This window comes from Cellulomonas sp. P24 (genome assembly GCF_024704385.1).
In the GTDB taxonomy this organism is placed as follows: domain Bacteria; phylum Actinomycetota; class Actinomycetes; order Actinomycetales; family Cellulomonadaceae; genus JAJDFX01.
The window spans coordinates 4225415-4237878 of sequence record NZ_JAJDFX010000002.1; the positions used below are offsets into that span (position 1 = coordinate 4225415).

Here is a 12464-nt window from a genome sequence, read left to right on the forward strand (position 1 = left end):
ACGCTGACGTCCATGCTGTGGTTCACCGTCTGGACGGGGCTCGTGCTCGGGACGCTGGTGGGCGCGTTCTTCCTGGCGCGTGACCTGTGGCGCAAGGCGCGTGCGCTGGCCGAGGAGCTCGGGCGTGCGGCCGAGGTGTTCGGCGAGCTGTCCGTGCAGGCGACCGCACTCGCAGAGGCCGCGGAGGCGCTCGAGGCGGCTCGTGCGGCGCGCGACCCGTTCGCGGACCCGGTGGTGGCCCGGCGGGCACGCGCCGAGGTCCGCCACCGCACCGAGCAGCGCCGGGCCGGCCGCGAGGAGCGGCGGCAGGCCACGGCAGAGAGCTGGCGACGCTTCACGCACTGACGTCCACCGGTCGGTGAGCAGCACCGTCCGCGCCGGGGGCGCTGTGCGGTCGGTGGCCTAGCATGAACCGCACGACAGGTTCCTACGGAGGGGTCCGATGTTCCGCAACGGTCTGCAGCTCAGCCATGTGATCGTGGTGCTGATCATCGTGGTGCTCCTGTTCGGTGCCAGGCGGCTCCCCGACGCGGCGAAGAGCATCGGTCAGTCACTGAAGATCTTCAAGAACGAGATCAAGGACCTCAAGGCCGACGACACCGCGCCCGTGCCGCCGTCGGCGCCGGCACCCGCCGAGCAGCCGTCACCTTCTCCGGCTGCACCACCGGACTCGTCGCCCGCTGGTGCGGAGCCGCCCACGACGCCACCGGTGTCCCCGGGCCCCGATCAGGCGCCGCCCCCCGGCTCCGCACCCCAGGCCTGATCCTCGATGGCCCCAGGTCCGGACCGCTCCTCGACGGGCGGTCGAATGCCGTTGCGCGCTCACCTGATCGAGCTGCGCAAACGACTGGTCCTCGCCGTGATCGGCCTCGTGGTCGGTGGAGTGATCGGGTGGATCCTCTACGACCCGGTGTTCGGTGCGTTGCAGGAGCCGCTCCTCAAGGCGGGGGCGGCACGCCACGGCGTGGTCGCCCTGAACTTCTCCGGCGTCGCGACGTCGTTCGACATGAAGATCAAGGTGTCGCTGTTCCTCGGGGTGCTCGTGACCAGCCCGTGGTGGATCTACCAGCTCTGGGCCTTCATCACGCCCGGGCTGACCCGTAAGGAACGCCTGTACGCCGTGGGCTTCCTGTCCGCCTCTGTCCCGTTGTTCCTGGTGGGCTCGTATCTCGCGTGGTGGGCGCTGCCGAACGCCGTCGCCCTGCTGACCGAGTTCACGCCGAAGAACGCCGTCAACTACATCGACGCGCAGACGTACCTGAGCTTCGTCATGCGCCTGATCCTCGCGTTCGGGCTGGCCTTCCTGCTTCCGGTCGTGATGGTGGCCGTGAACTTCGCGGGCCTCGTGCAGGCCCGGACCTGGGCCAAGGGCTGGCGCTGGGCGGTGATGGCGGCGTTCGTCTTCTCGGCCGTGATGACCCCGACGCCTGATGCCGTGACGATGATCGTGCTGGCCCTCCCGATCTGCTTCCTCTACTTCGCAGCGGTGGGCATCGGCATGCTGCATGACCGTCGCGTGGACCGCGATCGACTCGCGCAGGGCCTGCCGCGTCTCGACGGGACCTACCCAGAGGATGCGGACACCACGCCACCGGGGGAGTCCACACGCTCGGCTGAGAGCGGTCGGTGAGCCGGCTCGGCGTCGTCGTCAACCCGACCGCCGGACGGGGTCGAGGGACAGGGCTCGGCTCGCACGCGACGAGTCTGCTGCGGTCGCGCGGGCACGACGTGATCGATCTGTCCGCCGGGACGATCGCCGAGGCGACCCGCAACGCGCGCCGCGAGATCCTCGCCGGGGTCGATGCCCTCGTCGTCGTCGGCGGAGACGGGATGGTCCACCTGGGCGCCAACGTCGTCGCCGGAACCGCGCTCCCGCTCGGCATCGTCGCTGGGGGGACCGGGAACGACATCGCACGGTCCCTCGGGCTCCCACGACACGAGGTGCGTGCCTCGGTGCAGGCCATCGAGCACGGTCTCGTGCACGGGGCCCGTCCGATCGACGCTGTGCACGTGAGTACCCCCGAGGGGGACGGCGTCGAGTGGTATCTCGGCGCGCTCTCGTGCGGGGTCGACGCTGCCGTGAACGCGAGGGCGAACGAGCTCACGTGGCCGCAGGGCGGTGGGCGCTACGTGCGGGCTCTCGGGTCGGTCCTGAGGTCGCTCCGGCCGTACGGCTTCCGGGTCACGCACGACGCGGGGGTGTGGGAATCGGCCGGCACCGTCGTCGCGGTCGCGAACGCCCCGCTCTTCGGTGGGGGGATGCGGATCGCTCCGGACGCGTCGATGGACGACGGGTTGATCGACGTGGTGGTCGCCGGGCCGCTCTCGCGGTCGGGTGTCGTACGTGTCTTCCCACGGATCTACAGCGGTCGGCACGTGGAGCACCCGGCGGTCCAGGTGTTCCGGACACGATCCGTCCTGATCGAGCCCACCGGGCTCGGGGCCGCACCGCCTCTGGCGTTCGCCGACGGCGAGCCGGTCGCGATGCTGCCGCTGCGGGCCGACGTGCGCGCCGGAGCCGTGCACGTGCTGGCCTGAGGGATCCGTCCCGGCGATCGGACGCCGTGCCGCGTCGCGACGGAGTGACGCCGACTGACCGTAGGCTGACGACATGGCCAGCACCGCGCGGTCCCGGTCCGCCGTCTCGTCGCCGGCTTCGGCGGGTTCCTCCGTCACCGGTGCGTCAGCGGACTCGCACAGTCCGGCCGAGAGGTATGCGGCGGCGCGACAGCGGGCTGCCGAGTCCCGGACCTCGCTGGCCCAGTTCCGGACGACCGTGGGCTTCGAGCTCGACGACTTCCAGGTCGAGGCGTGCCGGGCGGTCGAGGACGGCCGCGGGGTGCTCGTCGCCGCCCCGACGGGCGCAGGGAAGACGATCGTCGGCGAGTTCGCGGTGCACCTGGCACTCGCGACCGGTCGCAAGGCGTTCTACACGACTCCGATCAAGGCGTTGTCGAACCAGAAGTACGCGGACCTGGTGCGCCAGCACGGTGCGGACCGGATCGGTCTCCTCACCGGAGACACGACGGTCAACGGCGAGGCGCCGGTGGTCGTCATGACCACCGAGGTGCTGCGCAACATGCTCTACGCCGGGTCCGCGACGCTCGATGGCCTGGGCTACGTGGTGATGGACGAGGTGCACTACCTTGCCGACCGGTTCCGCGGACCGGTCTGGGAGGAGGTGATCATCCACCTGGCCCCGGACGTCCAGCTGGTCTCGCTGTCGGCCACGGTGTCCAACGCCGAGGAGTTCGGGGACTGGCTCGAGATGGTTCGGGGCGACACGGCCGTGGTCGTGACCGAGCACCGTCCGGTCCCGCTCGGCCAGCACGTGCTCGTCCGCGGTGACCTGCACGACCTGTACGCGGGCCATGTGGATCCGACCGCGCCGGGGGTGAACCCCCCGATCAACCCCGAGCTGGCCGCGCTGCTCCGGCGCCGGTCGTCCGACGAGACTCCGCGAGGTGGCGGCCCGGGCCGACGGGGCGATCGTGGCTATCGGGGACCCGGCGGCATGCGCCCCGGCGGTGGGCACCGTCCGACCTCGCGGTTCGCGGTGGTGGACCTGCTGGAAGAGGCCCACCTGCTCCCGTCGATCTACTTCATCTTCTCGCGCGCGGGTTGCCAGGGCGCGGTCGCGCAGTGCGTCGCTGCGGGTCTGCGGTTGACGACGCCCGCGCAGGAGGCCGAGATCCGCCGCATCGTCGAGGAGCGGTGCGCGACGATTCCCGCCGAGGACCTCGACGTCCTCGGGTACTGGGAGTGGAGCGACGCGCTGGCCCGCGGGATCGCCGCCCATCACGCGGGCATGCTGCCCCTGTTCAAGGAGACTGTCGAGGACCTGTTCTCCCGCGGGCTCGTGCGCGTCGTGTTCGCGACGGAGACGCTGGCCCTCGGGATCAACATGCCGGCGCGTTCCGTCGTGCTCGAGAAGCTCGTGAAGTGGGACGGCCGCAGTCATGTCGACATGACGCCGGGGGAGTACACCCAGCTGACCGGTCGTGCGGGCCGCCGGGGGATCGACACGGAGGGGCACGCGGTGGTCGTCGACCATCCCGGCCTGGACCCCGTCGCGCTGGCCGGGCTCGCGTCGAAGCGGCTGTACCCGCTGCGCTCGAGCTTCCGCCCGACGTACAACATGGCGGTCAACCTCGTGGCACAGGTCGGCAGGGAACGGGCCCGAGAGGTCCTGGAGACGTCCTTCGCGCAGTTCCAGGCCGACCGGGGTGTCGTGGGCCTGGCACGGCAGGCCCAGGCCCACACCGAGGCGTTGGAGGGGTATGCCGAGGCCATGCGCTGCGACCGGGGGGACTTCGCGGAGTATGCCGCCCTGCGACGGGCGATCACCGACCGTGAGCACGCGCTGAGTCGTCAGGCGGGCGCGGCGCGTCGGGCCGAGATCGCGGCCACGCTGACCGGTCTCCGTGCAGGTGATGTCCTGGCGATCCCGTCGGGTCGGCGGACCGTGCATGCCGTCGTCCTCGACCCGGGTGCCGATGGCGAGTTCGACGGCCCGCACCCGGTCGTCCTGACGACGGAGCGACAGGTGCGGACACTGACCACGTCGGACGTCGGTGACGGCGCGCGCCAGGTCGGCTACCTGCGGGTTCCGCGTGACCTCTCGCCGCGGAACGCTGCGGGCCGCCGAGACCTCGCTGCGCGCCTGCGGGCGGCCATCGACTCGGGACGGGTCGGCGGCCGCGACGCGTCACGCGATCACGGCGGGCCAGCGGGAGGCAGGCATCCACGGAAGCGGCACCGCACGGACGGCGGGGACGACGCCGAGGTGCAGCGTCTGAGGCGCGAGCTGCGCGCCCACCCGTGCCACGGTTGCCCGGACCGGGAGACGCATGCGCGATGGGCGGAGCGCTGGTGGCGCCTTCAGCACGAGCACGACGCGCTCGTGGCGCGCATCGAAGGCCGGACGAGCTCGATCGCGCGGGTCTTCGACCGCATCTGCGACGTGCTCACCGGTCTGGGCTACCTCGACGGCACCGTCACGCCCGAGGGGCAGTGGCTCCGTCGGCTGTACGCCGAGAACGACCTGCTGGTCGCGGAGTGCCTCCGCCGCGGCGTGTGGGACGAGCTCGACGCACCCGGGCTCGCCGCGGCGGTCTCGACGCTCGTGTACTCCGCGCGGCGGGACGACCGTGACGAGGACCCACGCATCCCCGGTGGCCCGCAGAGTCGCCTCGGGATCGCGCTCGGAGAGACGCTCCGGATCTGGTCGGAGCTCGACGACCTCGAGACGTCCCACCGGATCGAGGCGACCGGGTCCCTCGATCTCGGTCTGGTCGAGTCGGTGCACCGGTGGGCCAACGGGAGGAGCCTCGATGCCGTCCTCCGAGGCAGCGAGCTGGCTGCGGGCGACTTCGTCCGGTGGTGCAAGCAGGTGATCGACCTCCTCGACCAGATCGCCGACGCGGCGCCGCACGACCACGTACGGCTGACGGCGCATCGCGCGGTGCAGTCGCTGCGTCGAGGCGTCGTGGCCTACTCGTCCGTGTAGCGGAGTGGGCCCTCCTGGGGCCCGGGTGGGTGGGAGAGGCGCGCCTGCCCTATCGTCAGACCACGTGAGCAGCACTCTGTACCGCAACGGCGTGGTCCACTCGGCGTCCGACCCGTTCGCCGAGGCGGTCCTGGTGGCCGACGGCGTCGTCGTGTGGCTCGGCTCGGACGACACCGCGAGCGGCCTGGTCGACTCCGCCGACGAGGTCGTCGACCTCGACGGTGCGCTCGTCGCGCCGGCGTTCGTCGACGCGCACGCGCACGTTCTGGAGACGGCCTTCGTCCTCGAGGGCGTGGACCTCACCGAGCGTGGTGGGGTGCGAAGCCTCGGGGACGCCCTGGACCGGGTCGCGCGCGCCGCTGCCGGGCTGGCGCCTGGTGCCACGCTGATCGGGCACGGCTGGGACGAGACCTCGTGGCCGGAGGGTCGCGGCCCCACGGGTGAGGAGCTCGACCGCGCGTCCGGAGGTGCGCGCGTCTACCTGGCGCGGGTGGACGTGCACTCGGGCGTCGTGTCGCCTGCGCTCGCGTCGACCGTCGGCCTGGAGGCCGAGGCGGGATGGTCCTCCGACGGTCGGGTGGTGGGCGCGGCGCACCACGCCGCCCGCATGTTCGCCCGGTCGGTCGACACCCGTCGCCGCGACGACCTCTACGGACGCGCCCTGGCCGAGGCTGCTGCCCACGGCATCGCCTCCGTGCACGAGCACAGCGCTCCGTACATCGACACCAGGGAGGGTCTTCGTGCCCTGCTGGACATGACGCGGGAGCCCGGGGCGCGCTTGCCGCTGGTGGTCGGATACCGTGCCGAGCTCTGCGTGACAGCGGACGACGCCTTGGAGCTCCTTGCGGAGATCCCCGGCCTGACCGGGATCGGTGGCGACCTGAACGTCGACGGGTCGTTCCGCTCCCGTACGGCGGCACTGCGGACGCCCTACCAGGACCTCTCCGCGGACGGCGTCGCATCGACGGGCGACCTGTACCTGACGGGGGAGCAGATCTCCAACCACGTGGGCGCGGCGACCCGTGCCGGGCTCCAGGCGAGCCTCCACGTCACCGGTGACCTGGCGATGGACGAGCTCCTCGTGGGTGTGCGCGCCGCCGCAGAGGTCGAGGGCATCGGCGCGATCCGTGCGGCGGGGCATCGTGCGGAGTCGGCCGCGATGATCGATGCGCCTCACCTGGCGGCACTCGTCCTGCTGGGTGTGCGCCTGAGCATGCAACCCGCCTTCGACGCGACCTGGGGTGGCGCGGACGGGATGTTCGCGGCCCGGCTGGGCGCGGTGCGTGCGGCCGCGCTGCACCCGTTCGCCGACATCGCCGCCGCGGGTATCCCGCTGGCCTTCGGCTCCGACTCGCCCATCACGCCGTTCGACCCGTGGGCGGGCGTGCGTGCGGCGGTGTGGCACCACCAGGCGGACCAACGCATCTCCGCCCGCGCGGCGTTCCGCGCGCACACGCGGGCCGGGTGGCGGCTGGCGGGCCTGGACGACACCGGGGCGGGGCAGATCCGGGTCGGTGCTCCCGCCCATCTCGCCATCTGGCGTGCGGAGCATCTTGCCGTCCAAGGTGGCGACGGCACGGTCTCGGCGTGGAGCACGGATGCGCGCGCGGGTACCCCGCTCCTTCCGGATCTGGATCCGGGGGCACCAGACCCGGTGTGCTTGCGGACCCTTCGCGACGGCGTCGTCCTGTTCGACGAGATGGGTTGAGCAGGCGGGCAGCGTGCCGGTGCCCCGAGGCCGACACGCCGTGCGACACGCCAGCTCTCGTCGGGGATCGGTCGACACCACTAGGGAGTTGACCTGCAGCGATGTTCATCACCTGGGCAAATGCCACCTTGACAGCAGTCGCAAGATGAGTAACTTCTCAGATGTTCCACACCGCAGCTGCGGAGGTGGACGCAGGGGATCCTGACGGTTGCCCACACCGGCTGGGCCCGCGTGTTCAGTAGACAACGGACGGTGCCCATCGAGGGCGCGCCCGGCACGAAGGACACGCGGGCCTTCCCGGAGTTCCCCTTCCAGCGACCTGGCGTACGCTTCGGCGGTGCCTGTGCGAGAACCGACCCGGTGGTGGTCCGTCGTCCTCGCCGTAGCAGGTGGTCTCCTGACCGAGGCTGCGTTCCCCGATCTCGGATGGTGGGGATGCGCCTTCCTCGGGATCGCCGCCCTGTTCCTGGCGATGGGCCGTGACAGCGCTCGGTGGAACGCTCTCGTCGGTCTGGCGTGGGGACTGGCCTTCTTCGCCCCGCAGATCAACTGGGCGGACTACGCCGTCGGACGAGTGCCGTGGCTCGCCCTCACGGTGTTCGAGGCCTGCTACATCGCCGTGTTCGGCGCGGTGTGGTCATGGGCGCGGCGTGGCGCCGTGATCTGGCGGAGTGCCCCGCTGCAGACAGGCGCGTTCGTCATCCTCTGGGTTGCCGTCGAGGACCTCCGCTCGAGTGTTCCGTTCGGCGGGTTCCCGTGGGGGCGCCTGGCGTTCTCCCAGTCCGACTCTCCCTTGCTGGCGCTGGCGTGGCTCGGCGGTGCACCGCTTGTCTCCGCGGCCGTGTGCCTGATCGGTGTCGCGACGGCGCTGGCCCTGACGGCAACCCGCACGTTGCGGCTCGGCCGTGCGCTCGGCGCGATCGGTGTGGTCGTCGTCGTGGTCGTCGCCCCGTTGCTCATCCCGCTCGACACCCAGGCGGAGGACGGCACACTCCGTGTCGGCGCGGTGCAGGGCAACGTCCCGACGCCGGGGCTCGATGCGTTCGCGCAGGCGGGGAAGGTTCTCGACAACCACCTCGCCGGGACGCGGGCGCTCCTCGACCAGGTGAAGCCCGGGTACCTCGACGTCGTCCTCTGGCCGGAGAACGGCACCGACATCGACCCCGAGGCGAACGCGGCGGCTGCAGCGGCCATCGACGCTGCCGCGCGGGCGGTTGGCGCTCCTCTTCTCGTCGGCACGGTCCAGTACCCGAAGACCGGAGGACGGTACAACACCGCCGTGCTCTGGGAGCCGGGTGTGGGCGTGGTCGCCAGCTACACCAAGCAGCACCCGGCGCCGTTCGCGGAGTACATCCCGCTGCGCAGCCTGCTGCGCCCGTTCTCGTCGGCGGTGGACCTCGTGCAGGTGGACATGCTTCCGGGAACGAAGGTCGGCGTCGTGCCGTTGGCCTCGCCGCGGCTCGGACGAACGGTGAAGCTCGGCGACGTGATCTGCTTCGAGGTCGCGTACGACGAGCTGCCTCGTGCGGCGGTCCGTGCCGGTGCCGAGGTGCTCGTGGTGCAGACGAACAACGCGTCGTTCGGCTTCACGGCAGAGTCGACGCAGCAGCTCGCGATGTCTCGGCTCCGTGCGGTGGAGCTGGGGCGCGCCACGGTGCAGATCTCGACCGTGGGCGTCAGCGCGGTGATCGCACCCAACGGTGTCGTCAGTGATCGCACCGGTCTGTTCACGCCGGCCCAGCTGGTGGCTCAGCTTCCTCTTCGGCACTCGCTCACTCCGGCCGCGGTGCTGGGAGCGTGGCCGGTACGGGTGGCCGACCTGCTGGCGGCCATCGTCCTCCTTGCCGGGTGCACCGGCGCCGCACGGATCAGACGCGGGGTGCGGGCGACCGCAAGCTGAACGTACCCGGCACACGAGGGTGCGTGACCGCCGACGCCACATGACGGCCCTCGTCACGACAGAGCAGGAGCCGGCGCGATGCGCCGGCTCCTGCTCTGTCGTGACCCGTCGGTGTCTGACTCAGGCGCTGCGGCGCAGCTTCCCTGCCCGCAGGAGCGCGAGACGCTCGTCCAGCAGGTCCTCGAGTTCCTTGATGGTGCGACGCTCGAGGAGCATGTCCCAGTGCGTGCGCGCAGGCTTGGTCGCCTTCGGCTGCGGCTGCTCCGCTCCCCGGAGAAGAGCCTCCCGGCCACCCGGAAGCTCCCAGGTCAGCGGGACATCGGCCTCGATCGAGAACGGGACCGTGACAGTCTCACCATCCGGGCCGTCGTAGTGGGCGAGGATGCGTGGAGCGAACTCGACGCCGTCCTCCGTCTCCATGCTCTGGGAACCGATACGCATACCGCGCAATGAGCGGTTCGCCATGTGGACCTCCGTGGTGCTCTGTAGCCATGGGCATGAGTCGTACGTCTTAACGAACTGCGTACCGCCGGTGTTCCGAACTCACGTGAAGGTCCGGTGAACAGTAGGCGGTCGCCTCGGAACGAGGGTGGTGCTTGCGGCCGCACGAAACTCGATACGGTGGGGTGCATGAGCGTTGAGATCGCCGGGCACGAAATTTCATCATACCGCCAACTCGGCTCTTCAGGGTTGACGGTGTCCGTCGCCGGTCTCGGCTGCAACACGTTCGGCGCCACGGCGGCGCCCGAGACTGTCGACGGGATCGTCGCAGCTGCGCTCGACGAGGGGATCACGTTCTTCGACACCGCAGATGTGTACGGCTCGGTGCCAGGGCAGAGCGAGGAGCTCCTCGGTGCTGCTCTCGGCACCCATCGCGACGAGATCGTGCTCGCGACGAAGTTCGGCATGGCCGTCGGCGACCTCAACGGTCCGGACTGGGAAGCGCGCGGCTCTCGGCGCTACATCAGGCGCGCCATCGAGGGGTCGCTCCGGCGGCTCCGCACCGATCACGTCGACCTGTACCAGCTGCACGCGCCCGATCCCCGGACACCCGTGGCCGAGACGCTGCAGGCTCTCGACGAGCTCGTCACGGAGGGGAAGGTGCGCTACGTCGGGTCCTCGAACCTCTCGGCGTGGCAGGTGGCCGACGCCGACTGGACCGCGCGCGACCAGGGGACGGTCAGGTTCATCTCGGCGCAGAACGAGTACAACCTGCTGAGGCGTGGCGCGGAGACCGACCTCTTCCCGGCGGCGCGTCGGTTCGGTGTCGGAGTGCTCCCGTACTACCCGTTGGCCTCGGGGCTGCTGACGGGCAAGTACGGGCGGGGTGCGCAGGCGCCGGCCGGTACCCGTCTCGAGCGTTATCCGGACCGCCTGAAGACGGCCGACTTCGACACGATCGGTGTGTTGACGGCGCTGGCGGGGGAGTGGGGCGTCACGCTGCTCTCGCTGGCGATCGGTGCGCTGTCGTCGCGGCCGGAGGTCGCTTCCGTGATCGCGGGAGCCCGAACTCCGGATCAGGTCCGCGCCAACGCTGCGGCCGGGCGCTGGTCGCCGACCGTCGATCAGCTTCGCCGGATCGATAGGGCGACCAGCCCCGATCGAACGAATAGTTGACATATAAAGTATTGTCTGGGGGAGTCCGCCGCGATGGCATGCGCCCGCGCGGTGCCACGCCTGCCTCGTGTGCCGTCCGGAGGCTTCCACCGTCGACGCGCGGCTGACCGGATGTACATCGAGGCGGCGTGCGGCGGCACCCCGGCGCAGACCGCACCCGTCACGCGCGATCGGGCGCCGGCAGCTTCACGCGCTCGACCGGTTGTGCGAACGAGTCGTGGTGGACGACGACGTGCGAATCCCTGCGGGCGCTGCGACGTGTCGGGGCTGTCGGGCTGCACGTGCGAACTCACGTCGTGCGCGCACGTGACGTGGTGGATCGAGGCGGGTCGCGCTGTCCGCCCGCCGAGCCAGATCGCGACGAGAGGTCAATCGGCGCCTCTTCCCGATATCACCGATAAGGCACATTATGACATTATGGCGACGAGAAGCCGACGGAGCTGACACCACCGCCAGCGCCCGTGCACTGCAGCCGCTCCCCTGGCGCCGGGCCGCGCGCCGGTCATGACATCCTGGTGACATGCCAGACGAACCCGCACGACCTGATGACTCCGACGCGACGGAGCTCGACACGACGGAGCTCCAGCCGGCGGACGAGAACGCGTCGATCCTGCTGCAGGACCGGTGGTGGTGGTCCTCGACCCTGAGCCTCGTGCTCGGCGGGGTCATCACGGTGATGCAGGTGCAGGCGCTCCAGAACGGTGGCGTCTGGCTGAACTGGTTGGTGGCAGCCGTCGGTACTGCGGTCGCCGGCTCCGGTCTGGTCAGGCTGCTCCGCGCGTACGCGAAGGTCCGCTCACAGGGCTGACGGCGGCGCAACCCCGTGGCCGTGGACGTCCGGGGCGGAGCGCGCCACGTCGGCCACCTCCTCCTCTGGCCGCGGCGGGACGGTCTCGTCGATCTCGAGGACCGCGAGCTCGTCGAACACCTGCGGGGTGACATCGGGGTTCTGGGGCGTAGGGACGGACACGGTGCCTCCGAGGGTCGGCGTCACCTCTCACGCTAGACCCGTGGCGACCCGCGCGGCACGGAGCGTCGCCGCAGCACGTCGCTGACGTCCTCAGGGAACAGTGTCCTCAGGGAACGGTGATCGTCTCGCCGACCGCCAGACGCCGGTACGGTGCGTGGCCCATGCCGCCGACGAGCCGATCCACCAGCGCGTTCCCGACCTCGCTCAGCACCGCGCTGTGGATGGGGATGACGAGCTCCGGCCCGACGGTGCGGACGAAGTCGATCACCTCGCCGACGGCGAGCCACGGCGCCGCGACCGGAGCGAGGAGCACGCGGATCGACTCCCCCGCGCCGGGGCCGGTGAACGAGTCGCCCGGGTGGAGGATGGCGCCGTCGATCACGTACGCAACGTTGGCGACCCGTGGGACGTCGGCATGGATGAGGGCATGGACCTCACCGGTCGCCGCGACATCGAAGCCCGCTGCGACGAAGCGGTCGCCGGCCGAGACCGTGTGCACCCGCTCCCCCGGTGCACCGGCGGCGACGAGCGTGCTGATCACGCCGGCAGGAGCCCATACCTCAAGATGAGAACGATTCCGAAGAGCGTCGACGAGCTCGCCGGTGACCACATGGTCAGCGTGCTCGTGCGTCACCAGGACCGCGTCGGCCGATGCGAGTGGCGTCCTGTCGCTGAACGATCCCGGATCGATCACCACGGTGCGCCCCGTGCGCTCGAGCTGCACGCACGCGTGCCCCCAGAAGGTCAGAGTCGTCTCCAT

The 12464-nt window shown here is 70.9% G+C and carries 12 protein-coding genes; 9 read left to right on the forward strand and 3 right to left on the reverse strand.

Going from position 1 to position 12464, the window contains the following annotated elements:
- Positions 1-12: 12 nt before the first annotated feature.
- The 7 genes from LJB74_RS19690 to lnt all read left to right on the forward strand — a co-directional run bounded on the left by LJB74_RS19690 (position 13) and on the right by lnt (position 9117).
- Positions 13-345 (forward strand): hypothetical protein, encoded by a 333-nt coding sequence (locus LJB74_RS19690; RefSeq protein ID WP_259310104.1) that lies wholly within the window; start codon positions 13-15, stop codon positions 343-345.
- A gap of 97 nt (positions 346-442) precedes the next feature.
- Positions 443-763: a Sec-independent protein translocase subunit TatA gene (tatA, locus tag LJB74_RS19695; protein ID WP_259310105.1), complete on the forward strand. Its 321-nt coding sequence runs from the start codon at positions 443-445 to the stop codon at positions 761-763.
- Between the two features lie 45 nt (positions 764-808).
- Entirely contained in the window at positions 809-1630 is an 822-nt protein-coding gene (tatC, locus tag LJB74_RS19700; protein WP_259310106.1) for a twin-arginine translocase subunit TatC, read from the forward strand.
- Positions 1627-2538: a diacylglycerol kinase family protein gene (locus LJB74_RS19705; protein WP_259310107.1), complete on the forward strand. Its 912-nt coding sequence runs from the start codon at positions 1627-1629 to the stop codon at positions 2536-2538. Before tatC ends, LJB74_RS19705 begins: the two co-directional genes overlap by 4 nt.
- A 73-nt stretch (positions 2539-2611) precedes the next feature.
- Positions 2612-5509 carry an RNA helicase gene (locus LJB74_RS19710; RefSeq protein ID WP_259310108.1) on the forward strand — a complete coding sequence of 966 codons (2898 nt, stop codon included), beginning with the start codon at positions 2612-2614 and terminating at the stop codon, positions 5507-5509.
- A gap of 64 nt (positions 5510-5573) precedes the next feature.
- Positions 5574-7217: an amidohydrolase gene (locus tag LJB74_RS19715; RefSeq protein WP_259310109.1), complete on the forward strand. Its 1644-nt coding sequence runs from the start codon at positions 5574-5576 to the stop codon at positions 7215-7217.
- Between the two features lie 337 nt (positions 7218-7554).
- Positions 7555-9117, forward strand: coding sequence for an apolipoprotein N-acyltransferase (gene lnt / locus LJB74_RS19720; protein WP_259310110.1), 1563 nt, complete (start codon positions 7555-7557; stop codon positions 9115-9117).
- Between the two features lie 120 nt (positions 9118-9237).
- Here lnt and LJB74_RS19725 read toward each other — a convergent pair whose 3' ends face one another.
- Positions 9238-9582, reverse strand: coding sequence for an RNA polymerase-binding protein RbpA (locus tag LJB74_RS19725; protein ID WP_259310111.1), 345 nt, complete (start codon positions 9580-9582; stop codon positions 9238-9240).
- 165 nt (positions 9583-9747) lie between these two features.
- On the opposite strand from LJB74_RS19725, the gene LJB74_RS19730 reads away from it, so the two are divergent.
- Together LJB74_RS19730 and LJB74_RS19735 are read left to right on the forward strand one after the other, a co-directional pair.
- On the forward strand, positions 9748-10734 hold the full coding sequence (locus tag LJB74_RS19730; protein ID WP_259310112.1) for an aldo/keto reductase: 987 nt from the start codon (positions 9748-9750) through the stop codon (positions 10732-10734).
- Between the two features lie 520 nt (positions 10735-11254).
- Positions 11255-11542, forward strand: a complete 288-nt coding sequence (locus LJB74_RS19735; RefSeq protein WP_259310113.1) for a hypothetical protein — start codon at positions 11255-11257, stop codon at positions 11540-11542.
- Here the strand turns inward: LJB74_RS19735 and LJB74_RS19740 are convergent.
- Positions 11531-11704, reverse strand: a complete 174-nt coding sequence (locus LJB74_RS19740; RefSeq protein ID WP_259310114.1) for a hypothetical protein — start codon at positions 11702-11704, stop codon at positions 11531-11533. The genes LJB74_RS19735 and LJB74_RS19740 overlap by 12 nt on opposite strands.
- A 106-nt stretch (positions 11705-11810) precedes the next feature.
- Positions 11811-12464 carry an MBL fold metallo-hydrolase gene (locus tag LJB74_RS19745; protein WP_259310115.1) on the reverse strand — a complete coding sequence of 218 codons (654 nt, stop codon included), beginning with the start codon at positions 12462-12464 and terminating at the stop codon, positions 11811-11813.